A 23,537-nucleotide genomic window follows, 5' to 3' on the forward strand; every position below is an offset into this window, starting at 1 on the left:
GCCAAAACGCGCATGCTATGCCGATTGCCATACGGTGACAACCATACGCAGCCAAATCAGCGTCAGCGCATAGATCGCGCCCCTCTCACACTTCGCCTGACTTCTTGCACACTTTATTTGCAGCTGTATGCCACCCCCATAGCCTGGTCGATGTCACGCACCACTTGCCAATGCTCTTTGTAAGTAATGGGCAAGAACTTCTCTTGTGGCGGCTCAGAGGTATTGAACTCTTTGGCCAAGCCTGAGCCTTCCCAATTGAAAGTGAAGAATGCTTCTTTCACTTTTTCAGCCAACTCAGGCTTGAGGTTGTACACATAGCCATATCCCGTGGTCGGAAAGGTTTGTGACTTGTAGATCGTCACCGTTTGTGCTGGCTTGACCACATCGCGCGCTTGCATGCGCTGGAGCACAGAATTGGCAATTGCAGCGGCCGGATAGTCTTTGTTTGCAACACCGATGATGGAGTTGTCGTGTTTACCAGAAAACACGGGCTCATAGTCTTTGCCCGCTTCCATCTTGAATTCTTCGCGCAGCAATGCCGACGGCGCTTTGTAACCCGAGTTGGATGTCTCCGAGGTAAAAGCCAACTTTTTGCCTTTGATGTCTTGCACCTTTTCAATCCCGCTGGCTGGATAGGTGATGATTTCCATCTCATAGCCATAACGGTCATCGTTGGACGCCATCATGGTGAATGGCACAAAACCCGCGCAATTGACTGCCAGTGGGTTGGAGCCGGTATTAAAACCTGCCACATGCAAGCGGCCCGCACGCATGGCCTCTAACTGAGCCGCGTTGTTCTGCACCGGGAAAAACTGCACTTTTTTGCCTGTGGTTTTCGCCAAATGATCCAGAAATTCTTGCCAGACCTTGGCATACACCGCAGGGTCTTCCACAGGGGTATAGGCAAACACCAAAGTGTCGGGATCGATCCACAGCTTGGGATCAGTTGGTGCATCGGCCACCAAATCACCATTGGCATCTGTAAACCGGGAATCCAGTGCATGGGCTTGTGCGCCCAAGACCATGGCAGCGCCAGCGCATGCGGCACTCAGCCATGTACGCAAGCTGCGCGGGGTGCTGTTGTCTGTGCGTGTGAACATCTCGTCAATCCTGTGTAGCTGTGATGAAAAACACGCAGAATAAAAAGCCTCTGTGACAAGCGCATGAATACCCACATGACCAGGGTTTGGCTTATGCACGTTTCGCATGTGCACAATAGCGGCCATGCCGCAGTCCCTTACTCCCGCCCTGTCTTGCGCCCAAGTGCGTTACGTCGTCTTTGCTGCCTCCTGGGCATCGTTTGCCACCATGGCAGTAGAAATGCTGTTCGCTCGCATCGTGGCGTCTTACTTTGGCAGCGGCATCGCGGTGTGGGGCAGCATCATCACGGTTTTATTACTGGCCATGGCCGCTGGGTATTTATGGGGAGGAAAGCTCTCGCAGCGCAGCGTTGTGCACCCCACGCGGTTTTACCAACTGCTGTTGTGGCTGGCATGCACCCTCGTGCCCATGGTGCTGATTTCAGACCTTATCTTGTCTGAAATCACATATTGGATGACCGACTCTCGCTATGGCAGCTTGCTGGGCGCCAGTCTATTGCTGGCAGCACCCGGCTGGTTTGCAGGCAGCTTAACGCCTTATGCCATGCGTCTGATCGTCACGCGTGTAGAAGAAGCTGGTGCCCGGGCTGGCCTACTCAGTGCCATGACCACGCTGGGGGCTGCAGCCGGAACCATCTTGCCTTCCTACTACTTGGTGCTCTGGTGGGAAATCAATACGATTTTGTTGGGCTTGGTCATCATGACTGCGGCCATTGCTGGCCTACCATGGTTGCTGTGGTCCAACACTGCAGCGCCAGCACTCAAGTGAGCGCACAGTCCCTCGCCATGCGCCAATCTTCACTCTTACTCTGTTGTTGGCTACGCTTGCCATCTTTAATGGCATGGGCTGCGCTGATTGGTATCTTCTGCACGTTGAAGCCGCAAGCGGCACTTGCAACCCAGCCGTTTCAAACGGCCTCCACAACCTCCAACAACCAGCAAGCGCCAAGTCTGGAAACCCGTTTGATGGAGGACACGTTTGCGCTGCAAACCATCGTTCGCGGACAGCACGTAGATGTCATGGTGATGGAAGGGGCGGCCTTTCGGTGCATGAGCTTTGACCGGCGCAGCCTCTACCAAAGTTGCATGTTCAAAGCGCAACCGAATGCATTGGCACTGGAATACACGCGCGGCCTGCTAGCGGGCATGCGATTGCTGCGCAAACCGCCACAAAAATTATTGCTTATCGGCATGGGAGGCGGCTCGATTGCCAAAGCGGTGATGCATGACTACCCGGAGGTACAGCTCGATGTGGTCGAACTCGACCCTGCTGTTGTACAAGTTGCACGCGATTGGTTTGCCTTTACACCCAGCGCACAAGTGACTGTGTACGAAATGGATGCGCGGGTATTTGTACGCCAGCAACTGCGTAAAAATGCCGCCTACGACTTGATCATGCTTGATGCTTTTGACCATGACTACATTCCTGAGCATTTGCTGACAGTGGAATTTCTCCAACAAGTGCGCCAGCTTCTGACCACAGGCGGCATTGTGGCCGCCAACACCTTCGCGCGCGGGCGCTTACTGCCTCATGAAGAAGCCACATGGCAAGCCGTTTTCCCGCACCTGTGGCGAGCCCAGCGCCTGATGAATGACATCTTGTACGCTGCCATAGAGCCGCTGGTACAGTCACCCCAGAGCGATGCACTGCAAGACCAGCTTACCGGCCCCTGGCAACAATACCCAGCCTCTGAAGTGCCACGCAGCGCTGCCAGACCACTAACCGATCAATGGTCGCCCACCAATATCCTGCGTACGCAACCATGACAGCGTGATGAATTGGCCACAAGAATCCACAATCGCTGTGGATAAAGTTGTGCATAAGGTGGGCGCCTCCTAGGGATTGCCCTATAGCGGTCTGTCCATCGCTTAAAAAGTAGGCATTTATGCTTGGCAGCTCGGCTCCCACATTCACGCCGGATAGATAGCCCCCAGAACTCTCTCTCCACGGGCATGCGTAGCGGCAGGCACATTACCGGGTAAGCCCAACATGCATTGACGTGCTAACCATGCAAAAGCCGCTGCTTCCACTTGCTCCGGGCCAAGCCCCCACTCCAGGGTACTGTGCACAGCGACTGGCTCGCCCAGCAGCAATTGCAAATGCTGTGCAATGCGCTCCATCAGATAAGTATTGAACGCGCCACCACCGCACACCCCCACGCTGCGCTGACCTTGTTGATAACGGACAAATGTTTGGGCCACTGTCACTGCGGTCAATTCCACCAGCGTGGCTTGAACATCCTCAGGGGAAAACGCTTGTGCGGGGACCTGCAACTCCAAATGCGCTTGCAGCCACGACATATTGAACAGATCCAGCCCCGTGCTTTTAGGCGCGGGTGCATGGAAATATGGCTCTTGCATGCATTGCGCCAGCAACGCCTGCTGCACCGAACCACTGGCGGCCCACTGCCCATGCCGGTCAAAAGGCTGCCCGGTATGCACCTGGCACCATGCATCTAATAAGGTATTGGCAGGGCCGCTATCAAAGCCCATGGTCTGCCCTTGGCTATCAATCAAACTCCAGTTGGCAATCCCCCCTAGATTCAACACAGCAACACCAAGGCCAGATTGCCCAAATAACGCACGATGAAACGCAGGCACCAACGGGGCCCCTTGACCGCCTGCTGCCATATCGCGACGGCGAAAATCTGCCACCACGGCAATGCCCGTCTGTTCAGCCAGCCATGCCGGGTTATTGAGTTGAATCGTATAGCGGCCAACAGCCTGAGCCTGCTCAGCCAAATGGGCATGTGGGCAAAGACTACTAAGCGCAGCAATAGCGCCAGCCTCCCCGCGCACGCTGGGTTGATGCCGCACCGTTTGACCATGCGCGCCTATGGCCACCACGTCTGCTGCGGCCACTCCGGTTTGAGCGCATAAAGCCTGAACAGCTTGGGCATAACGCTGAGCCAGCGCATTTTCAGCCAGCGCCGCCCGGTGCAGCTCATCAGCTCCAGGTGCATTCAGTTGCTTGAGCCACGCCACTAGAGGACCCTCGAATGGCACATGCGCATGTCCAGCCACTTCAATCTGCTCCAAGCGCCCTCCCATCACTGCGCCCTCACGTGGAGAGAACCGCGCCAGCACAGCATCCACGCCATCCAAAGACGTGCCAGACATCAAACCCACATACCAGCCTTGTGCCAACGCTGGTACAGGCGCACTCTGTAGCGCACGGGTGTTTTCTGGCATGTTGATTCCTTCTAAAAATGGACTGATTCTGCAGTTTGAACGTAAAACCAATTGTGGCAGAAGCACATCTCGCCACAAACTACAGCAACACCCTTGATAATGCCGCCCATGATTACATTGAAGGAATTGGTGCTGCGCCGAGGCACCAAAGTGCTTTTAGACGGCGTGAACGTGACCATTCAACCAGGTGAGAAAGCGGCCCTGGTGGGTCGTAATGGCGCTGGAAAATCCACTCTGTTCGCATTACTGAACGGCAGCCTCCATGAAGATGGCGGCAGTTTCTTCATGCCCGCAGGCTGGCGCATGGCACAAGTGGCACAAAACATGCCAGAAACTGGCGAAAGTGCCACCGATTTCGTGCTCGATGGTGATAGTCGCCTGAGTGAGCTGAATGTGCGACTGCAAGCGGCTGAAACCGCCAACGACGGCATTGCCATAGCGCAAGTGCATGCAGAACTAGCCGACGCCGGCGCCTACGATGCACGCGCACGTGCGCAAGCCTTGATTTTAGGCTTGGGCTTTCAGCCCGATCAACTCGAGCGCCCGGTCAACAGCTTCTCCGGTGGCTGGCGTATGCGCCTGCAACTGGCCAGAGCCTTGATGAGCCCCAGCGATTTGCTTTTGCTCGATGAGCCCACCAACCACTTGGATTTAGACGCCCTCATTTGGCTTGAAGGCTGGCTCTCACGTTACCCTGGTACGTTGCTGGTGATCAGCCATGACCGGGAATTCCTTGATGCCACCACCCAAGTGACACTGCACTTGGACCACCAAAACATCACCCGCTATGGCGGCAACTACAGCTTCTTTGAAGAGCAACGCGCGCTCAAACTGGAGCAACAGCAAGCAGCCTTTACGCGGCAGCAAGACAAAATTGCACACCTGCAAAAATTCATTGACCGCTTCAAAGCCAAAGCCACCAAAGCCCGACAGGCACAAAGCCGCGTCAAAGCGCTCGAACGCATGGAACGGGTTGCGCCTGTGCTGGCTGAGGCCGAATTCAGCTTTGAGTTCAAAGAACCCATGGCTCTACCCAACCCCATGCTGGTGGTGAAAAACGCTGACATGGGCTACAGCAACAAAGAAGGCAGTGAACGCAAAACCATTCTGCACAACGTCAGCCTTTCCGTTCAGGCAGGTCAACGCATTGGTATTTTGGGGGCCAACGGACAAGGTAAATCAACCCTGATCAAGTCCATTGTGGGCGACACCCCACTGATCGCAGGAGAGATCACCCAGGGCAAAGGTCTCACCATTGGTTACTTTGCGCAGCAAGAATTAGACGTGCTGCATGAATCGGACAATCCGCTAGAACACTTCATCCGCTTGGCGCGCAGTTATGGCGCCACCCCTCCCAATCCCGCGCGCGAGCAAGACTTGCGCAATTTTCTGGGTAGCTTCAATTTCAGCGGCGACATGGTGGCCCAACCAATCGGCACCATGAGCGGTGGGGAAAAAGCGCGCTTGGTGTTGGCAATGCTGGTATGGCAACGCCCCGGCCTGCTGTTGCTTGACGAACCAACCAACCATTTGGATTTGGCCACCCGCGAAGCACTCGGCATGGCACTGAACAGTTTTGAAGGCACCTTAATGCTGGTGAGCCATGACCGCGCGCTACTGCGCACTGTCAGCGACCAGTTCTGGCTGGTCAGCCAAGGCAAAGTTCAAGACTTCGAAGGCGATTTGGAAGACTACCAACGCCATGTACTGCAGCAGCAAAAAGAACTGCGCGCCCAGTTGGATGCAAAAAAAGAAGCACCGAAAACCAGCGGCAGCAGCAATACGACAGCCACTGCAGAGGTTGCTCCAGCTACAAACATGCGCGAGCAAAGACGCCTGGATGCCCAAAACAGGCAAAAACTGGCCGAAAAAACCCAACCGTTGAAGAAAAAAATTCAGGCATTAGAAAAAAAGATGGCCGATGCAGAAAATGCAAAAGCAGCACTTGAAGCCGCGCTAGGCGCAGAAAGCACACCGCAGCAATGGGCTGAATCAGGCAAAAAAATCAAAACATTACAAGAAGATATTGAAGCTGCAGAAGAAGAGTGGCTCACTCTTTCAGAAGAGCTCCAGACACTGACACAAGCAGCTCAATGATAAATTTTTAAAAATTTGATTTTTTTGAGCGCGGCATGTCAACGCATCCTCAAAGGGCACGTTAAAGGATCATCTGTCATCTTTTTGAGGAACAAGACATGAATACGATGAACACACAAATTTGGCCTGACGACGAACGCGATCGCAAGCGTTAATGTGCCGAGGGCGATTGGCAAAGTGGGTTAGCCGCTCACGAAAGGTCAGCAAGATCAATGCCAATACCCCCGATCTGCGAGAGCACAACATGGATGCCAATACACGCTGAAGACCTCGATAGTGGTTGCCACACGAAAATGCTTGTATTCCTGGTGGAATAGGCTTTAGAACTCGAACAACATACGAAAATACTTCAAACCCCGCCTTGGCGGGGTTTATTTATGTCTGCAAGCCATCACCAAGGTTGCTTTCATTCATTCTCGCGGTTACTTACGACGAGCAGATCGCACTCCCTGTACCTGTGCTACCGCAGCCAATACGCCTTGCAGGCGCGTGGCATTTTGGATCTCCACAGTAAACGTCATGGTGGCGGTTGATTTGTGACTCCGGGTTTGCACACCAATCACATTGGTACGTTCGCGGGTGAACACATCGGAAATATCGCGCAACAATCCTTGGCGGTCCTGCGCCTCGACATGGATATCAACCGGGTACACGGACTGCGAAGCACCTGCGCCTTGCGCATGGCCAGCATCACTCCATTGCACATCAATAACCCGCTCAGGCGTGGTCTCCAGCATTTTCTGGAAATTCGGGCAGTCACTACGGTGAATTCCCACGCCTTTTCCACGCGTAATAAAACCACCAATGTCATCAGGCGGCGCTGGCATGCAACATTTGGCTAAATGGGTCATCAGAGAATCCATTCCCACCACCAACACCTTACCACTGCCGGTATTGCGCGGTTTACGCAATACCACGTCATCGCCAGCTTGGGCATCCTCAGGCTGCGCGGGGTGCAGCAGCACTTCCAACGTGCGTAGGGAAAACTCATCTTTGCCGACCATTTCGAAAAATGCGTCGGTGGATTTGAAACCCAGCTGCCCTGCAATGTCTTCCAGTTTGAGTGCTGTCTTCCCTTCGCGCTGGAGCACTTTTTCAACGATGTCACGCCCTTTGGCGATCGTGTCTTGCAATGCCTGCGCATTGAACCACGCACGAACTTTCGATCGCGCTCGCTGGCTGCAAAGGTAACCCAAGTCTTTATTGAGCCAATCTCGCGAGGGCCCCCCCTCCTTAGCCGCCGTAATTTCCACTGTCTGCCCATTTTGCAGTGGCGTATTCAAGGCCACCATCACGCCATCGATCTTGGCGCCACGGCACCTGTGCCCCAAATTGGTGTGCACGGTATAGGCAAAATCCACAGGGGTCGCCCCTTTGGGCAGTTCCACAATGGATGCGTTAGGGGTCATGACATAAATGCGGTCATCAAAGAGGCCCAGTGCCCGCACCTCATCGCTATCGGCAAACTCACGCTCCCACGCCAACAACTGACGCAAAACCGCAATCTTGGAGTCGTATTCGCCAGTAGCTGAAACGCCTGCGTAGCCTTTGGTTCCGGCCTCTTTGTAAGCCCAGTGCGCAGCCACACCATTCTCTGCATGGTCATGCATCGCTTGGGTGCGGATTTGAATTTCAACCGCCCGCCCCTCTTCATCACGCACAACCGTGTGCAGCGACTGGTAACCATTGGGCTTGGGTTTGGCGATGTAATCATCGAATTCGGCTTCGACAGGCGTGAATCGGGTATGCACCCAACTCAGGGTTTCGTAGCAGTCCTCCACCGTTTGCACGATGATGCGCATCGCCCGGATATCGAAGAGCTGATCGAACTCCAGTGACTTCCCGCGCATCTTTTTAACGATGCTGTAAATGTGCTTTGGTCGCCCTTGCACCGTAGCCTGAATATGACGCTCTTGCAGTTGCTCGCACACAGTATCGCAAAGCGTTTGCATGTAATGCTCACGCTCGCGGCGCTTTTCATCGAGCTGTTTGGCCACTTCGCGGTAGGTATCAGGCTCCAGAAAGCGGAACGCCAAATCCTCCAATTCCCATTTGAGCTGCCAAATGCCCAGCCGATTGGCCAGCGGTGCAAAAACGTACAAGCTCTCTTCGGCCAACAGCCGATCAATCGGCACTTTTGAATTGGCGTGGTAGCGCAAGGTTTGCAAGCGCGAGGCCAAACGAATCAGTACCACACGCAGGTCACGCGAAAACGCCAGCAACATCTTGCGCACTGTTTCCGTGTGCTCAATCTTGGCTTCACCGCTTTTACGTGCTCCTGACCCACTACGAGCCTGCCCCTGCACTTGCATCAACTTGGAGGTTTCTAGCGCCAAAGACGCATAAGTCTCCCCAAAACGGCGCGCAATGGCCTCGTGCGGGTTGCTCAAGTGGAACGAGGCATAAATCAGATAGGTGGCCGCCTGCATAGCTTCAGAGCCACCAATCTCATCGAGAATCCGCGCCACTGCATGCGCATGGTCGAGAACATTCTCACCATTGCGCAGCGTTTCATCAGTCAATAAGGGCTCTGCAAATGCCTTGGCCCTGGCCAGCATGTTGGCCTGCTTGGGCAGCATGGCAGTGGCTGCACTGAGCAGCAATGGCTCGCGGCCCCGCCCTTCCTGCGATGGCGCAAGAAGCGGCTGAGGGGTGTCTGCGATCGGTAAATTCATAAGCTTCAAATCAACGGCAAGACTATACGCCTAAGTTTTGTCAAATCGATGTCGATTCACTGGCTGCAGGCGGCGCAATATTTGTTAAATGGGCGTCCATTTGTCACAGCTATCGCCGCAACAATTGCTCTCTAGGCATGCACCATCATTTCACGTCAAGGTGTATCCAGCAAGAAGCGCACCACAGCCTCCACTTGGTCGTCTTGTACCAAAGTGGGGGCATGGCCTACCCCAGCAAATTCGACCACCTGCGCTCTGGGGCCACGCGCTGCCATGGCTGCAGCCGTCGCCACGCTGAGCAGATCCGAATCCTTGCCGCGTAGCAATAAAGTTTTTGCGCTCACCTGATCGTACAAAGACCACAACGTAGCCTCACCTGCTTTGGAGGCCTCTTGCGTCAAAGCTTGGTAAGGCACTGCAATAGCCGGGTCGTAATGGGTCGTGACACTTCCATCTTCTAACTGCCTAAACATGGCTTGCGACAAAGCCAGCCACTGTGCATCAGTATGTGGACCAAAACCAGCAGCAATGCTGCGCAAATAGGCAGCCCCTTCTTCCACAGAGCCGTATTGGCCGGACTTGCCTAAATACTGCCCAATACGCATTAAGGAAGACCATTCAATCACGGGCCCTACATCGTTGAGCACCAATTTGCCTACTGGTATTGGCAAACCGGGCAATGTGACAAAACCCAAGCCAATCAGCCCCCCCATACTGGTACCAACCCAATCGAGTTGACTAATCGGCTGCCCTTGGTTTTGAGCCTCCTGGACCAATTGCCCCATCAAAGACAACATATCTCCTACATAGGCAGGAATTTGGTAGCCCTGCGGGTCAGCCAGCCAATCACTGCGGCCGCGCCCCACGATATCAGGGCAAATCACCCGAGCCTTGGTACTCAAATGCTGAGCCAACACATCAAAATCACGCCCAGTTCTGGTCAAACCATGCACGGCCAGCACCACATGGCTATTGTCATGGGTATTCTCAGCAGGCCAATCCCAATAGGCCATACGATGCGCGACCGCACTGGCTAAGCCGTTAGGGCCAGTCTTGCTTGCTCCTGGACACTGCACATAGCGCAGGACTGGCTGCTTGGGTGTTGTGGATGTAATCGGCATAGTTCTGGTCTCCTTTATTCTCTCATGCACCTATTGCCCCCCCTAAAAGGGAAAAGCGTAAGTGCGGCAATGGATTTCACCCATCCTCCCATCACCTGAAAAACTGCGCGAGAATGGCAATGATTGCATGCAGTTCAACAACGCGCTTGCGTGGATTGATCAACGTTTTTCACATCCTAATTGATATGGAGGTAGTCGATGTCTTTAAAAGGAAAAACCGCCTTAGTGACAGGTTCCACCAGCGGCATTGGTCTGGGTATAGCCCAAGTATTGGCAGCGCAAGGCGCCAATATTGTGATCAACGGGTTTGGCGACCATGAAAGCCCAAGTCAGCAAATCCTCCAAGCTGGAGCAACGCACAACATTCGCACCGCTTTCCATGGCGCCGACCTGAGTAAGCCTGCAGAAATCGAAGACCTGATTGCTTTTGGCGGCAAAGAGTTTGGACACATCGACATTCTGGTCAATAACGCAGGCATTCAGCACACCTCACCTATTGACAGTTTCCCTGTTGACCGCTGGGACGCCATTATTGCGATCAACCTCAACAGCGTCTTCCACACCACGCGCTTGGCCCTGCCTGCTATGCGCAAGGCCAATTGGGGCCGTATCATCAATATCGCATCGGTTCATGGCTTAGTCGGCTCGGCAGACAAATCGGCCTATGTCGCAGCCAAACACGGTGTGGTCGGCTTTACCAAAGTCGCCGCACTAGAAACGGCGACAACCGGCATCACGGTCAACGCTATTTGTCCAGGCTGGGTACTGACACCATTGGTGCAAAAGCAAATTGATGCACTGGCACAAAAAAATGGCGTCAGCAATGAAGAGGCCACCAAAGAGCTGCTGCAAGCCAAGGAACCGTCACTTAAGTTCACCACCCCTGAAGAGCTAGGTGCACTGGCTGCCTTTTTCTGCTCGCCTGCAGGCGACAACATCCGTGGTGTCGCTTGGAACATGGATGGTGGTTGGGTCGCACAATAAGCCCCTGGCCACGCTCCCCTCCCATTCATTCTCAGGTCAAGCACCAGCGCATGCTGGTGCTTTTTTTATATGTCGTATGTAAAAAAATACGGTTGCAAATACAAGTGCACCAGCATTGCAAGTCAGCAGGAAACCCAGTGGCGCCACATGGCACTCAGGCATAGCGCATAATTTCGCCATTTCTGCACCTTGGCGCACGAAAGCAGATGATTGGATATCCACGAACCATCGCCGCGCCAAGGCCCCGCTTTTCCAACGACTTTCTTCATGTTGCAATTCGATCTCCTCGCAACCGATGCCTCCAGCCACGCTCGTCGCGGCCAACTCACCCTCAACCATGGTGTCGTTCAGACCCCTATTTTCATGCCTGTCGGCACTTACGGGACCGTCAAAGGAGTGATGCCGCGCAGCCTTGAAGAGATGGGCGCGCAAATCATTCTGGGCAACACCTTTCACCTATGGATGCGCCCTGGCCTGGACGTAATGGCTTCGTTCGGCGGCTTGCATGCCTTTGAACAATGGCATAAACCGATTCTGACGGACAGCGGCGGCTTTCAAGTGTGGAGTCTTGGCGACATGCGCAAGATCACAGAAGAAGGCGTGCATTTCGCATCTCCCGTCAATGGTGACAAACTATTCATGTCGCCAGAAGTCAGCATGCAAATCCAAACCGCATTGAACTCTGACATTGTGATGCAGCTGGATGAATGCACACCTTATGAAACCAAAGGCCACATCACTACGGAAGATGAAGCGCGCCGCTCAATGGAGATGAGCATCCGTTGGGCCAAACGCAGCCAAAATGAATTTGCACGATTGAACAACCCCAATGCCTTGTTCGGCATTGTGCAAGGCGGCATGTTTGAACATTTGCGCCAAGAATCTTTGGAGCAGTTGGTGGCACTGGACTTCCCTGGTTACGCGGTAGGCGGCGTCAGCGTGGGAGAGCCCAAAGAAGATATGCGCCGCATCATGGCCCACACCCCGCACCGTCTGCCAGCGCATAAACCGCGTTACTTGATGGGCGTAGGCACCCCGGAAGACTTGGTGGAAGGTGTGGCCAGCGGGGTAGATATGTTTGACTGCGTCATGCCCACGCGCAACGCCCGCAATGGAACAGTATTCACCCGCTATGGCGATTTAAAAGTGCGCAATGCCCGCCATAAACAAGACCATCAGCCGCTGGACACCAGCTGCAGCTGCCATGCTTGCGCTGGCGTTAGCGGAATCAGCTGGGATAAAGGCGGTCGCGCCGGGTTCTCCCGCGCGTACCTACACCATTTAGACCGTTGTGGTGAAATGCTTGGCCCCATGCTGACAACCATCCACAACCTGCATTACTACTTGAATCTCATGCAGGAAGTGCGCGATGCGCTTGAGCACAACCGCTTCAGCGCCTTCCGCCAGCAATTTGCAACCGACAGATCCAGAGGAATCTAAAAAACAAAAACGCAGCAGCTGCATCATGGCTGCTGCGGGCACGCAGCATCAATGCCGATCTGCCAATGCATGGGCGATTGTGCCCAAATCCACGAACTCCAGCTCCCCCCCGGCAGGCACACCACGGGCAATACGTGTGCTTCTGATGCCGCGCTTAGCCAAGCCTTGCGCAATCACATGGGCGGTCGCTTGACCTTCTGCCGTGAAACTGGTCGCAATGATGACCTCTTCAATCACACCATTGCTGGCACGCTCCATCAAATGCGATAAGCCTAACTCAGCAATTCCCACTCCATCCAATGGGCTTAAGCGGCCCTGCAATACAAAGTACAAGCCCTCATACGCGCCAGTGCGCTCCATGACGGCTTGGTCTGATGGCGTCTCCACCACACACAACCGGGTCTGGTCACGACTGGGATCAGAACAAGTGCTGCAAATCGCCTCTTCTGTGAAGGTATAGCAACGCTCACAGTGGCGCACGTTTTGCACCGCAGTCTGTAAGGCTTGCGACAAACGCAGCGCACCGTCACGGTCATGCTGCAGCAAGTGGTAAGCCATGCGGGCTGCTGATTTGACGCCCACTCCTGGTAATTGCCGCAAAGCTTGCACCAGGTGCTCAAGGCTTTTGGTGTTGTGATCCACAAAACTCCTGAAAAACTACGGCTAAATGGCTACATATGACAGGCATCAAGCAAAGTCCTCAGCAACGCTGATTGCTCCAAATGCTTGCACACTGCCAATGCAACAACCATTTAAAACGGCAGTTTGAAGCCACCCAAGCCCCCCATTCCACCCATCCCTGCGGTGAGTTTGCCCATTTTTTCCTGTTCCACTTCAGCGGCTTTGCGTACCGCAGCATTGAACGCTGCAGCAACCAAGTCTTCCAGCATATCCTTGTCGTCAGCCAACAAGCTAGGATCAATCGTGATGCGCTTGACTTCATGTTTAGCCGTCATCAGCACCTTCACCAGCCCCGCCCCCGATTCGCCTTCAACCTCAATGGTTGCCAATTCTTCTTGGGCTTTTTTCAGGTTGTCTTGCATCGCTTGTGCTTGCTTTAACAAGCCTGCCATTTGTCCTTTGTTGAACATGGTATTTCCTTCTCAATCGTGATGGGTTCAAAAACAAGAAAGCAACGCGGCACTGCTGGCACCGCGCTGCCCAATTCAACGTGTCTCAATGTCGCACGTCAATAGAAATAGGTTTTATGCTGCCTGGCACAATCTCCGCCCCTAAATGGCTTTGCAACCATTGCACACGGACGTCGTTTTCAACAATGCTCTGTGCAATATCTTGCGCACGGCGTTTGTCCGCTTCCATCTGGAGCATCAAACTGGCACTGACCTCGCCATATTCCAGCGTTAAAGTACCAGGAACCTCGGCGGCTTGAAGAATCGCTTGCAACTTACCTCGTAAGTTCTCATTCATCAAACTTTGGTTGTTGATGCGCAAATGTACGCCGTTGGCATCACGCTTTTGCGCCTGCGATTGCTGGGCCAACTCACGCACCAACGACACCAGGGTGCCTTGCTCATTCAACTGCCGCACCAAACTCTGCCACCATTGTTGTAGCGCAGGATCAGCAGCACTTGCGCCATGTGACACCGCCACTGCAGCCACTGGCCGCACGGTAGTGGCCAGCGTATCTTCTGCAGGAGCAGTTTCAGTCTGCGCCAAAGCATCGCCTGGAGAGGCTATGACAACAGGCGCATCAACCGCCACCAGCAGTTCAGGCGCCAATTCGACTGCTTTTTCTTGTGAAGCTTGCGCAGGCCATGCCACAACAGCGCTCTCTTGTTCCTCCCAAGGCAAAGCCTCCCTTGGCGCATGCTGCGAAGGTACCAGCTCGGCGAACTGAACCTCTTGCAATACTGGCTCAACGTTGTGTTCTGCATCGAGCGCCGCAGTCACCGGTTTAGTCTGTGCCGCACTGTCAAGCGCTGCAGTGTCCACCTCAACCATGTGGCTGCGCTCAACAGGTTCGACCTTCTGCTCATTTGGTGGAGAAGTTTCTGCAAGAGGGGGCTGAATCGTTTCTGCCGTGCTTGCTGCTGCGCCCTGCTCACAAGCTACTGATGATGACGATGCCGAACCTGACAAGCTATCGCCGTGGTTCGCATTGCCACCACCACCACCACCACCACCTGCAACGGGCGTTGATCCGGGAGGCGCTTTAAATGCCAACAGTCTCAACAGCACCATCACCAGGCCTGAATACTCATCAGGGGCCAAGCCCAGCTCTTCACGCCCTTTCAAACAAAAGGTGTAGAGCAATTGGGTTTCATCGGGCGGCAACTTACCAGCCAACTCAAGCAGCGGCTGTAAATCCACATCATCGCCACTGTCCCAGGCACTGGAAGGTACGCTTTGGTACAGCGCCATCTTCTGTAGTGCTAAGGCCATGTCTTCGAGCAAAGAAGCCGCAGGAATGCCTTGCTGGCGCAAGGTATCAGCCAAGGAAACAATCGCAACGCCATCGGCAGCTGCCAAGGCCCCAATCATCTCAAGCACATAGCGCTTATCCACCACACCCAACATTTGTCGCACGGTAGATTCTTGTAGAGCCCCATTGCCATAGGCAATGGCTTGATCTGTCAAGGACAGCGCATCACGCATCGAACCGCGTGCCGCACGAGCCAAAAGCTGCAAGCTCGCACGGTCTTGTGCAACCGCCTCTTTTTCAAGCACATGCTGCAAATGCTCTGTGATGGTTTGAGGCGCCATAGGCCGCAAATTGAACTGTAAACAGCGAGAAAGCACCGTCACCGGAACCTTCTGCGGATCCGTCGTGGCCAACACGAATTTCAAATATTCAGGCGGCTCCTCCAACGTCTTTAACATGGCATTGAATGCCGTGTTGGAGAGCATGTGCACCTCATCAATCATGAAGACTTTGAAGCGGCCTTGCACTGGCTTGTAGACCGCCTGCTCCATCAAACTCTGTACTTCCTCAACTCCACGATTGGATGCTGCATCCAACTCGGTGTAATCGACAAAACGACCCGCATCAATATCCCGGCAAGCTTGGCAAACTCCACATGGATGCGGGGTAATCGTCCCTTGCCCGTCTGGGCCCTGGCAGTTGAGTGACTTGGCCAAGATGCGCGACACCGTGGTTTTCCCAACACCTCGCGTGCCGGTAAACAAATACGCATGGTGCAACCGTTGCTGGGCAAGCGCATTAGAGAGCGCTTTCACGACGTGTTCCTGCCCCACCATTTCATCAAAATTATGGGGGCGATATTTGCGAGCAAGCACCAGATAAGACATAGCTTGGCATTCTAACTGTTGCACTGCAAATGCCCGGCATTTGCATGGTTGATATAAAAGCTCAGCACCCTAAGAACGGGTTTAGGATCTTAAGGCAGACCGGATTGAAATCCAAAAGCTTTAAGCGCACGCTCTTCACAAAGCAGCGTCAATGCCGATGCCACCGCAACGGCAAATACCCGGTGCAGAGCCCGTACTTACTAGGCGATCAAATTTTAATCATTCGGTTTAAACACCAAAACAGCTGAAGGCACCGAACGGCCATTGTCTAACGGCAACTTCTGAGTTTTATCAATCGCTCGCAGTACAGCCTCATCCCATGCAGCATTGCCACTGGACTTCACAATCCGACGGCCGGTGACTTTACCTGTGCTGTCCATTCGCACTTCAACTTCGGCCGATGGATTCCCAACAATCGCGGCAGGAAAAACAATATTGGGACGTACTGCAGCACGAACCTGCCCACCCCAGCCTGCCGATGGGCCTGAAGACTGCAATGCGGAGCCCGAAGCATTAGCCCCACCGCTGGCACCGGCCATGCCTCGAATATTTTGCAATTGCGCAGCGCGCCTGGCTTCCGCTTCTGCGGCCTCTTTCTTCGCCGCCGCCTCCTGCGCCGCTTTTTTCTTGGCCGCAGCCTCTTGTTCGGCTTTTTTCTTGGCCGCCGCTTCTTCTTCCTGTTTTTTCTTCAGTGCAGCCTCTTCTGCCGCTTTCTTCTTGGCCGCTTCTTCAGCAGCCTTTTTCTTAGCTGCCTCTTCTGCGGCCTTTTTCTGCGCAGCAGCCTCCTGATCCTGCTTGCGTTTTTGCGCCTCTTGCTCTTGCTCTTTCTTCTGGCGCGCGGCATCCTCTGCCGCCTTTTTATTCGCAGCCTCAGTCTCTTCCTGTTTCTTTTTACGTGCGGCCTCCTCCACAGCCTTTTTCTTCGCTGCAGCCTCTTCTGCTTGCTTATGCGCTTGGGCCTCCAACTCCTCTTGACGCTTACGCTCGGCTTCCTCACGTTTTTTGCGCTCAATCACCAATTGTGGATTGGGCTGAGGAGCAACCTGCTGCACAGGGGCTGGAACTGGCGCAGGTGCTGGTGGAGGTGCCGAAGGAGGGGGCGGTGGTGGCGGTGGCGGTGGCGGTGGCGGTTCAGGAACAGGATCTGGCTCAACCACAGGCTCAGGAGGTTTTGGCACCTCCTGAGGCGGTGTTGGTGGTGCGGGTGGCGCTGCAGGGGCCGCCTCTTGTGGCAACTCTGACCAAACCTCAGCTTCCAAAACGGAGTCCACAGGGCGCTGCCAACTCACGCCGACTAATGCGCCAATCAAACCGACATGCACCAACACGGCCAAGGCCACTGCGCGCAAGCGCATCGGAGGCTGAGGTGGCAGCAATGGTTCGTTACTCAAAGGAGGAAGTGCTGGCATGAAACGGAGATAAAAAAATTGTCAGCGAACAAAAAGTGCTCAACTATCAGTCCATGGGCTTATTTTTGATTTAAAAGAAAAGCCACCCGCTTGATCTGCGCCTCTTGCAAAGCGGTCATGGTATTCATCACATACTCGTAGCTGGCTTGCTTGTCACCCACAATAACAATGGCAAATTGCTCTTGCGTTTTACCTTGTTCAAGCTGTTTGGCCTGCCACTCACGCGCCAACTCTTTTACCTGCTCTAGCGTAGCGGTCTGCTTGCCTTGGCCAGTAATTTCCCATTCCATTTTCCCGGTCGGGTCCACGTACACGCGCGCTGTCTCAGGCGGCGTCTGATCTGCTTTACCAACCGTGGGCGCATTGATCACGCCTGGTGTCACCATGGGGGCCGTCACCATGAAGATAATCAACAATACCAACATCACATCAATGAAGGGCACCATATTGATTTCATTGACGGTGCGACGCCCTCTTCCACGTCTTGCTATGCCTGCCATTGCAGCGTCCTCCTTGAAAATAAGCTCACTACGAGCGAAGCTGCTCAGTGACCAGACGGAGACTGCGTCGCACCCAAGTTGCGCTGCAAGATATTGGTAAATTCATCGCCAAAGGTTTCCATGCGGATGGCTGTGCGATCCACATCACGGCTAAAACGGTTATAGGCTACTACGGCAGGAATAGCGGTAAACAAGCCCATGGCAGTGGCCACCAACGCTTCCGCAATCCCTGGAGCTACGGTAGCGAGTGAAATCTGCTCCATTCCCGCGAAACCCGTGAAGGCATGCATGATCCCCCAAACGGTACCAAACAAACCAACATAAGGTGCAATAGAACCAACGGTACCCAAGAATGAAAGGCCGTTTTCCAAGGCATCCATTTCGCGATTGAAGCTGGCCATCATGGCTCTGCGCGATCCATCAAGCAGCGTATTCGCATTGTGAATCTGGCGCTCACGGAGTTTATGGAATTCACGCATACCATTAGCAAACATGCGCTCCAACGGGCCAGAAGTACGGGCATTTTGTACTGCCGCAGTGTAGAGATCATTAAGACTGGCCCCTGACCAGAAATCTTCTTCAAACTCACCATTGAGTTTGCGCGCATCTTTGAGCAGCATGGACTTCTTGAAAATAGTGGCCCAACTCGCAATCGAGCCAACCACCAGAATCACCATTACGGCCTGCACCACCCAACTGGCGTTGAGGATGAGGTGCGTTATCGACATGTCTTGAGCGTTCATAAGAACAAATTGTGTACGTTTTCAGGAATTCGGCTTGCGCGAACAGTCACACTGTCCACCCACCCAATGCGCACTTGAGCATCACACAGTAGTGTGCCACCTTCTTGCGCCTCGTCATGCCGATAAATGTGTTGCTGCATAGTCATGGAGGCACGCCCCCTCTCTACCACGGACGCAGTCACCCATAACCAATCATCTAGCCGTGCCGGCTGCAAATACCGCAACGACAAGTTGGTTACGACAAACATACCGCCCAATTGTTCCCGAGCTTGTTGCTGACCTATCCCCTTGCTTCGCAGCCATTCACTGCGGGCCCGCTCCATAAACTTGATGTAATTGGCATGGTAAACAATACCTCCCGCATCGGTATCTTCCCAATACACCCTGAGATGCATTCCGTAGTGCGAAAAAATGGATTCTTTCACTTGCTCATCCACCCTTATTTTCTATATGGATTGGTCCACTATCACGACCGGCTCGTTATTCTAGAGAGATTCAATTATGAGGATAAAACAATTTGCAGATCATGGATTTGCACACCACACTTTAAGTTTCGCAAACACAGACAAAGCACAAATAACACATAAAAAAACAACCCGCACAAGGCGGGTTGTTTTTTTATAGCAGTCTGCCAACTCTTTATTTAGACAGATCCGTAGCACTAGGTGGAATGAAAGACGAATTTCCCATCGTATGGGGCATCATGTGTTCTTCTAGGTTGCGCATGACCCAAATAGAGCCAACCAGCGCAATCACCAAAGTAATGATCGTAAAGATCATGGCCATGAAAGACCAACCACCTTCAGTGTTGGGCTTCATATGCAGGAAATACACCACATGAACGATCACCTGCACCACTGCAAATGCCAAAATCCAACCGACTGTTGCTGTCTTGCTGTCGAGCACATCGCCCATCACCAACCAAAACGGAATCACAGTCAAGATCACCGCAAGGACAAAACCTACGACGTAGTCCTTCAGCGTACCGTGTGGAGCTCCACCATCAGTGTGGTGGTCATGGTTATGTTGGCTCATCCTACGACTCCAATCAGATAAACATAAGAAAACACGATGATCCAGATCACATCCAAGAAGTGCCAAAACATGGACAGACACATCAAACGGCGTTGATTGGCTTCATTCAAACGGTGTTTACGCAATTGAAACACCAGCACAATCAACCAAATCAAGCCAAACGTAACGTGCAATCCGTGCGTACCTACCAACGTGAAAAAGGCTGAAAGAAACGCACTGCGTTGTGGAGTTGCCCCCAAGTGAACCAAGTGCTGAAACTCGTAAATTTCAATAGCCAAGAACGCCAAGCCAAACACCGCCGTGATCAACAACCATTTGATAGTTCCAGCCACATTGCCTTTGTAGGACTGCAACATAGCAAACCCAAAGGTAATGGAAGAGAACAACAGCATAAATGTGTTGAGCAAGATCAGTTTGAGATCAAACAAATCAGCAGGTGATGGGCCCGCTGCATAGTTGCGGCCCAAGACGGCATATACAGCAAACAGGATTGCAAAGATGAGACAGTCGCTCATCAGGTAAATCCAGAAGCCGATACCAGTGGTGTTATTGGTATGACCATGGCCATCATCATGACCGTGGTGCGGATCTTCATGAACGAAGAATTCGCGCTGCCCTGCAGGCGCGTGTGCGGTTGTTACTGACATAGTTTGCTGCACTCCGAGCGATCAAGTTCTTGCACTGGCAGCGAGTTGCTGCGTGCGCGCATCTTCGATTTCCTGCACTTCTTTGGCAGGAATATAGTAATCCCTGTCGTAATTGAAGGTGTGGTAAATCGACAAACCAATAATGGCCACGAATGTGAGGATAGCCAGCCACCACACATAGAAGATCATGGCAAAACCAAAGACTACGCTAATAACACTGAGGACAACGCCCATGCCGGTGTACTTAGGCATATGGATTGGAACGAAACCAGACACTGGACGAACCGCACCGTGTTTTTTCATATCCCACCAAGCGTCCAAATCGTGCACACGAGGCGAGAACGCAAAATTGTAGGCAGGCGGAGGAGAAGACGTTGCCCACTCCAAAGTACGACCATCACCCCAAGAGTCACCAGTCAAATCACGGGTCTTCTCACGTTGGAGCCAGCCCACCACGATAGAAAGCACGAAGGCCAAGATACCAGCGCCGATCAACAAACCGCCCAGCAAAGCCACGACAAAGTATGGCTGCAAGGACGTATCAGCAAATTGGCTGATACGGCGAGTCACGCCCATCAAACCCATGATGTAAAGCGGTGTGAACGCCACCCAGAAACCAATGAACCAGCACCAGAAAGACACCTTGCCCCAAAACGCATTCATCTTGTAGCCAAACGCTTTCGGGAACCAAAATGTCAAGCCTGCGAACAAGCCAAACACAACGCCACCAATGATGGTGTTATGGAAGTGGGCAATCAAGAACAAGCTGTTGTGCAACACAAAGTCAGCGGCAGGAATTGCCAGCATCACACCAGTCATGCCACCGATAGCGAAAGTGACCATGAAACCCAGCGTCCAGTACATCGGCACTTCCATGCGGACGCGACCTTTGTACATCGTGAACAACCAGTTGAAAATCTTGGCTCCCGTTGGAATCGAGATGATCATCGTGGCAATGCCGAAGAAGGCATTCACATTCGCCCCTGCCCCCATGGTGAAGAAGTGGTGCAACCACACCAAATAAGACAACACCGTGATAGCCATCGTTGCAAACACCATGGAGGTGTAGCCGAAGAGACGTTTTTTCGTCAGTACAGGAACGATTTCAGAGAAGATACCAAAGGCTGGCAAAACCAAGATATAGACCTCAGGGTGACCCCAGATCCAGATCAGGTTGACATACATCATTGGGCTGCCACCCAACTGGTTAGTAAAGAAGTTCGTACCCAGATAACGATCCAAAGTCAACAACACCAGTGTTGCTGTCAGGATCGGAAAAGTCGCCACAATCAGCATGTTTGCGCCAAATGCAGTCCATGTGAACACAGGCATTTTCATCAATGTCATGCCAGGCGCACGCATGCGGATGATCGTCACCAGCATGTTGATACCTGAAAGCGTGGTACCCACACCAGCGATGTTCAATGACCACAGGTAGTAATCCATCCCTGTTCCTGGGCTGTAATCAATACCAGACAGTGGCGGGTAAGCCAACCAACCGGTTTGCGCAAACTCACCGACAAACAGAGAGATCATCACTAAAACAGCACCAGCAGTAGTCATCCAGAAACTGAAGTTATTCAGAAACGGGAACGCCACGTCGCGTGCACCAATTTGTAGCGGAACCAAATAGTTAAAGAAAGCCGTAACTAATGGCATAGCCACAAAGAAAATCATGATGACCGCGTGAACGGTAAACACCTGATCGTAGTGGTGGGCATTGAGATACCCTTCGCCTCCGCCTGAGGCCAAGGCTTGCTGTAAACGCATCATCAAGGCATCAGCAAAACCGCGCAGCAGCATCACGATCCCCAAGATCGCATACATGATGCCGATTTTTTTGTGGTCAATCGTCGTGAACCATTCTTTCCACAAATAGCCCCACAGGCGGAACTTGGTAATCAAAGCCAAAAGCGCAAGACCACCGAGCATTACCCCGATGAAGGTCGCCATAACGACGGGCTCCTTCAACATAGGGAATGTGACATGGTCAAACGTAATGCGCCCAAGTAACGGGCTCACGTTTTCATTAAAAAAAGCAGCTGACATTGTTCTAGCTTCCAGTATCAGAGTGCAGTGGAAACAGCACCCGTGTTGGCACTGATCTTTTGAGTGGACACTGCGCCATGCGCGCCTGCATCCTCGTTTTTAGCCGTATCAAATGGTGAGCGCACCAAGTCAGCAGTTGTAGAGTCTGGCGTGCACACAAAGGTGCCAGGAATAATGCCGGAGAACTTCACCAAATCCAATTGGGTCTTCAGCGTGCGGCGGCTGTCATAACGCAGACGCTTGAGGTTATCCAGGCTATCAACACCAGCACCACCGGCTGTATCAATAGCCATCATTTCATCCATGCACATAGAGCCAGGGCGAGCGCACAGATTCAAAATCGCGTGGTACATATCAACCTCTACGTTGGCATAGTGACGTGTACCGAAGTACTGCACAAAACCACGTTCATTGGTCTGATCTGCCACATCCAAGGCCATGTACTCCTTACGATCAAGCGTTTGCGGTGATTGACGAACCTGCTCAACCCACTGATCAAAGCCTTGCTGGCTCATCCCAGTGAAGTCAAAGTGCATTTGACTAAAACCCCAACCGGTGTAATTAGCAGAGAAGCCTTTGTATACACCCTCTTCATTCATGACTGCGTGCAACTTGGTTCGCATGCCCGGCATAGCATAGACCTGACCTGCCAACGCGGGGATGTAGAACGAATTCATCGCAGAAACTGAGGTGAGCGTAAAGTCAATTGGCGTATTGACTGGCGCAGCCAACTCATTCACGGTGGCTATACCGTAGTCCGGGTAAATGAAGAGCCATTTCCAATCCAATGCGGCCACCTCAACACGCAAAGGCTTGACATCAACAGTCTTCTCATTGACACGCCCCGGATCGATAACCGCAGCCGTCATGCGTTTGACTGCCCCCAAGTTTTCATTCACACCGGCGATGGCGGTATCTTTATCGATACGTGCCAGAGGGCGGTATGGATCCAGCAAGTGCGACGAACCCCATGTCACCAACGCCAGCACAATAATGATGGCAATCGGAGCGCCCCAGATCAACACTTCCAATTTGTTGGAATGGTAAAAATCAGGGTCATATTCCGCATTAGCCGATGCGCGGTACTTCCACGCGTAATACAACGTGGCGATGATCACCGGAACGATGATCAACAGCATGACATAGACAGAGAACAGCAACAGGTTACTTTGTTGCTTGGCAACATAGCCCGATGGGTTGATCACCGTCCAGTTACAGCCCGATAGCAGCGACGTCGCTGCCGCTGCTGCGACAAGGGGAATCGTTTTTTTCATG

At 53.0% G+C, this 23,537-nt stretch carries 20 protein-coding genes; 5 read left to right on the forward strand and 15 right to left on the reverse strand.

Going from position 1 to position 23,537, the window contains the following annotated elements; translation table 11 throughout:
• Window positions 1-113: 113 nt before the first annotated feature.
• On the reverse strand, window positions 114-1,100 hold the full coding sequence (phnD, locus tag E9531_RS07590; protein ID WP_244610029.1) for a phosphate/phosphite/phosphonate ABC transporter substrate-binding protein: 987 nt from the start codon (window positions 1,098-1,100) through the stop codon (window positions 114-116).
• A gap of 124 nt (window positions 1,101-1,224) precedes the next feature.
• Here phnD and E9531_RS07595 point away from each other — a divergent pair, with 124 nt between their 5' ends.
• Window positions 1,225-1,869, forward strand: coding sequence for a fused MFS/spermidine synthase (locus E9531_RS07595; RefSeq protein WP_136573151.1), 645 nt, complete (start codon window positions 1,225-1,227; stop codon window positions 1,867-1,869).
• Window positions 1,870-1,886: 17 nt separating this feature from the next.
• Window positions 1,887-2,867 (forward strand): spermidine synthase, encoded by a 981-nt coding sequence (locus tag E9531_RS07600; RefSeq protein ID WP_158291737.1) that lies wholly within the window; start codon window positions 1,887-1,889, stop codon window positions 2,865-2,867.
• A 144-nt stretch (window positions 2,868-3,011) separates the two neighbouring features.
• On the opposite strand, the gene E9531_RS07605 is transcribed toward E9531_RS07600, so the two are convergent.
• Entirely contained in the window at window positions 3,012-4,292 is a 1,281-nt protein-coding gene (locus tag E9531_RS07605; protein WP_136573153.1) for an anhydro-N-acetylmuramic acid kinase, read from the reverse strand.
• A gap of 108 nt (window positions 4,293-4,400) precedes the next feature.
• Between E9531_RS07605 and E9531_RS07610 the strand changes: the two genes are divergently transcribed.
• Window positions 4,401-6,389 (forward strand): ABC-F family ATP-binding cassette domain-containing protein, encoded by a 1,989-nt coding sequence (locus tag E9531_RS07610; RefSeq protein ID WP_136573154.1) that lies wholly within the window; start codon window positions 4,401-4,403, stop codon window positions 6,387-6,389.
• Window positions 6,390-6,811: 422 nt separating this feature from the next.
• Here E9531_RS07610 and E9531_RS07615 read toward each other — a convergent pair whose 3' ends face one another.
• Window positions 6,812-8,968 carry a RelA/SpoT family protein gene (locus E9531_RS07615; RefSeq protein ID WP_244610037.1) on the reverse strand — a complete coding sequence of 719 codons (2,157 nt, stop codon included), beginning with the start codon at window positions 8,966-8,968 and terminating at the stop codon, window positions 6,812-6,814.
• Between the two features lie 251 nt (window positions 8,969-9,219).
• A complete protein-coding gene (locus E9531_RS07620) occupies window positions 9,220-10,185 on the reverse strand; it encodes an alpha/beta fold hydrolase (RefSeq protein WP_244610030.1) in 966 nt (321 codons plus the stop codon).
• 198 nt (window positions 10,186-10,383) lie between these two features.
• Between E9531_RS07620 and E9531_RS07625 the strand changes: the two genes are divergently transcribed.
• Window positions 10,384-11,169 (forward strand): 3-hydroxybutyrate dehydrogenase, encoded by a 786-nt coding sequence (locus E9531_RS07625; RefSeq protein ID WP_136573156.1) that lies wholly within the window; start codon window positions 10,384-10,386, stop codon window positions 11,167-11,169.
• A 267-nt stretch (window positions 11,170-11,436) separates the two neighbouring features.
• A complete protein-coding gene (gene tgt / locus E9531_RS07630; RefSeq protein WP_136573232.1) occupies window positions 11,437-12,609 on the forward strand; it encodes a tRNA guanosine(34) transglycosylase Tgt in 1,173 nt (390 codons plus the stop codon).
• A 48-nt stretch (window positions 12,610-12,657) separates the two neighbouring features.
• On the opposite strand, the gene recR is transcribed toward tgt, so the two are convergent.
• From recR to E9531_RS07685, 11 genes are all read right to left on the reverse strand, one after another.
• Window positions 12,658-13,251: a recombination mediator RecR gene (gene recR, locus E9531_RS07635; RefSeq protein WP_136573157.1), complete on the reverse strand. Its 594-nt coding sequence runs from the start codon at window positions 13,249-13,251 to the stop codon at window positions 12,658-12,660.
• 110 nt (window positions 13,252-13,361) lie between these two features.
• The gene (locus E9531_RS07640; RefSeq protein WP_136573158.1) at window positions 13,362-13,700 is read right to left on the reverse strand and encodes a YbaB/EbfC family nucleoid-associated protein; all 339 of its coding nucleotides are present in this window, start codon (window positions 13,698-13,700) and stop codon (window positions 13,362-13,364) included.
• Between the two features lie 85 nt (window positions 13,701-13,785).
• Window positions 13,786-15,879, reverse strand: coding sequence for a DNA polymerase III subunit gamma/tau (gene dnaX / locus E9531_RS07645; RefSeq protein ID WP_136573159.1), 2,094 nt, complete (start codon window positions 15,877-15,879; stop codon window positions 13,786-13,788).
• A gap of 215 nt (window positions 15,880-16,094) precedes the next feature.
• Window positions 16,095-17,288 (reverse strand): cell envelope integrity protein TolA, encoded by a 1,194-nt coding sequence (gene tolA / locus E9531_RS07650; RefSeq protein WP_136573160.1) that lies wholly within the window; start codon window positions 17,286-17,288, stop codon window positions 16,095-16,097.
• 59 nt (window positions 17,289-17,347) lie between these two features.
• Window positions 17,348-17,788, reverse strand: a complete 441-nt coding sequence (locus E9531_RS07655) for a biopolymer transporter ExbD (protein ID WP_136573161.1) — start codon at window positions 17,786-17,788, stop codon at window positions 17,348-17,350.
• A 44-nt stretch (window positions 17,789-17,832) separates the two neighbouring features.
• Window positions 17,833-18,531: a protein TolQ gene (tolQ, locus tag E9531_RS07660; protein ID WP_136573162.1), complete on the reverse strand. Its 699-nt coding sequence runs from the start codon at window positions 18,529-18,531 to the stop codon at window positions 17,833-17,835.
• Window positions 18,528-18,926 carry a tol-pal system-associated acyl-CoA thioesterase gene (ybgC, locus tag E9531_RS07665; protein ID WP_136573233.1) on the reverse strand — a complete coding sequence of 133 codons (399 nt, stop codon included), beginning with the start codon at window positions 18,924-18,926 and terminating at the stop codon, window positions 18,528-18,530. Before ybgC ends, tolQ begins: the two co-directional genes overlap by 4 nt.
• A gap of 244 nt (window positions 18,927-19,170) precedes the next feature.
• Complete coding sequence (gene cyoD / locus E9531_RS07670; RefSeq protein ID WP_136573163.1) at window positions 19,171-19,566, reverse strand: cytochrome o ubiquinol oxidase subunit IV; 396 nt, start codon at window positions 19,564-19,566, stop codon at window positions 19,171-19,173.
• The gene (gene cyoC, locus E9531_RS07675; protein ID WP_136573164.1) at window positions 19,563-20,213 is read right to left on the reverse strand and encodes a cytochrome o ubiquinol oxidase subunit III; all 651 of its coding nucleotides are present in this window, start codon (window positions 20,211-20,213) and stop codon (window positions 19,563-19,565) included. The genes cyoD and cyoC overlap by 4 nt, the downstream gene beginning before the upstream one ends.
• Before the next feature lie 21 nt (window positions 20,214-20,234).
• A complete protein-coding gene (gene cyoB, locus E9531_RS07680; RefSeq protein WP_136573165.1) occupies window positions 20,235-22,262 on the reverse strand; it encodes a cytochrome o ubiquinol oxidase subunit I in 2,028 nt (675 codons plus the stop codon).
• A 17-nt stretch (window positions 22,263-22,279) separates the two neighbouring features.
• Window positions 22,280-23,536 carry a ubiquinol oxidase subunit II gene (locus E9531_RS07685; protein ID WP_136573166.1) on the reverse strand — a complete coding sequence of 419 codons (1,257 nt, stop codon included), beginning with the start codon at window positions 23,534-23,536 and terminating at the stop codon, window positions 22,280-22,282.
• Window position 23,537 lies beyond the last annotated feature (1 nt).

Origin of the sequence: Lampropedia puyangensis (assembly GCF_004833285.1) — a bacterium.
GTDB lineage: Bacteria > Pseudomonadota > Gammaproteobacteria > Burkholderiales > Burkholderiaceae_C > Lampropedia > Lampropedia puyangensis.

Excerpts from the sequence above, each read along its gene's own strand:
- phnD (WP_244610029.1), bottom strand. The coding sequence starts at position 1,100 with ATGTTCACACGCACAGACAACAGCACCCCGCGCAGCTTGCGTACATGG.
- E9531_RS07595 (WP_136573151.1), top strand. The coding sequence starts at position 1,225 with ATGCCGCAGTCCCTTACTCCCGCCCTGTCTTGCGCCCAAGTGCGTTAC.
- E9531_RS07600 (WP_158291737.1), top strand. The coding sequence starts at position 1,887 with ATGCGCCAATCTTCACTCTTACTCTGTTGTTGGCTACGCTTGCCATCT.
- E9531_RS07605 (WP_136573153.1), bottom strand. The coding sequence starts at position 4,292 with ATGCCAGAAAACACCCGTGCGCTACAGAGTGCGCCTGTACCAGCGTTG.
- E9531_RS07610 (WP_136573154.1), top strand. The coding sequence starts at position 4,401 with ATGATTACATTGAAGGAATTGGTGCTGCGCCGAGGCACCAAAGTGCTT.
- E9531_RS07615 (WP_244610037.1), bottom strand. The coding sequence starts at position 8,968 with ATGCTGCCCAAGCAGGCCAACATGCTGGCCAGGGCCAAGGCATTTGCA.
- E9531_RS07620 (WP_244610030.1), bottom strand. The coding sequence starts at position 10,185 with ATGCCGATTACATCCACAACACCCAAGCAGCCAGTCCTGCGCTATGTG.
- E9531_RS07625 (WP_136573156.1), top strand. The coding sequence starts at position 10,384 with ATGTCTTTAAAAGGAAAAACCGCCTTAGTGACAGGTTCCACCAGCGGC.
- tgt (WP_136573232.1), top strand. The coding sequence starts at position 11,437 with ATGTTGCAATTCGATCTCCTCGCAACCGATGCCTCCAGCCACGCTCGT.
- E9531_RS07640 (WP_136573158.1), bottom strand. The coding sequence starts at position 13,700 with ATGTTCAACAAAGGACAAATGGCAGGCTTGTTAAAGCAAGCACAAGCG.
- dnaX (WP_136573159.1), bottom strand. The coding sequence starts at position 15,879 with ATGTCTTATCTGGTGCTTGCTCGCAAATATCGCCCCCATAATTTTGAT.
- tolA (WP_136573160.1), bottom strand. The coding sequence starts at position 17,288 with ATGCCAGCACTTCCTCCTTTGAGTAACGAACCATTGCTGCCACCTCAG.
- E9531_RS07655 (WP_136573161.1), bottom strand. The coding sequence starts at position 17,788 with ATGGCAGGCATAGCAAGACGTGGAAGAGGGCGTCGCACCGTCAATGAA.
- tolQ (WP_136573162.1), bottom strand. The coding sequence starts at position 18,531 with ATGAACGCTCAAGACATGTCGATAACGCACCTCATCCTCAACGCCAGT.
- ybgC (WP_136573233.1), bottom strand. The coding sequence starts at position 18,926 with ATGCATCTCAGGGTGTATTGGGAAGATACCGATGCGGGAGGTATTGTT.
- cyoD (WP_136573163.1), bottom strand. The coding sequence starts at position 19,566 with ATGAGCCAACATAACCATGACCACCACACTGATGGTGGAGCTCCACAC.
- cyoC (WP_136573164.1), bottom strand. The coding sequence starts at position 20,213 with ATGTCAGTAACAACCGCACACGCGCCTGCAGGGCAGCGCGAATTCTTC.
- cyoB (WP_136573165.1), bottom strand. The coding sequence starts at position 22,262 with ATGTCAGCTGCTTTTTTTAATGAAAACGTGAGCCCGTTACTTGGGCGC.
- E9531_RS07685 (WP_136573166.1), bottom strand. The coding sequence starts at position 23,536 with ATGAAAAAAACGATTCCCCTTGTCGCAGCAGCGGCAGCGACGTCGCTG.